We start from the raw sequence: 396 nt of genomic DNA, 5'->3' as shown, positions 1-396 counted from the left end.
CATGGCACCCTGCACAAAGACAGTGAAAATGACGCCGACGATTGTATAAATCAGCACGCGCCAACTCGGCGTGTTGAAGGTCGAACCCAGCGCAATGGCAGTCAGCACGGCACTGAAGGCGTACATGCCGTTGTTGACACTGGCCTGGTCAGCGCCCAAAAACATGGCCGTGAGTACCGCCAGAACTGTGCCGCAGATAGCGAAAACAGCGGCCCATAATGACTCCACGGCCAGACCGATCAGAAACAGCAGGCCGGCGATCACGCTGCTGATCAGAAAGACTTCAGAAATGCCATAGAGCGTGCTGTGCACAAACTGCGAGGCTGAATACGCCAGGTCGCTGTCCTGTACCAGCGGATGAGCCAGTGCCGGTGTAGGCAGTGCGCTGCCATCCAG

General features: G+C 57.3%; 1 protein-coding gene. It reads right to left on the bottom strand.

The annotated features are described in order from the left end of the window. Positions 1 to 396 (bottom strand): urea transporter (locus GHO32_RS26245; protein WP_178113957.1); only part of this gene is annotated, 396 nt, incomplete at both ends.

This window comes from Pseudomonas sp. FSL R10-2189, assembly GCF_009600325.1.
Taxonomy (GTDB): Bacteria; Pseudomonadota; Gammaproteobacteria; order Pseudomonadales; family Pseudomonadaceae; genus Aquipseudomonas; species Aquipseudomonas helleri.
The sequence above is the reverse complement of the archived record's forward strand: the minus strand, read 5'-3'. Positions and strand labels throughout refer to the sequence as shown.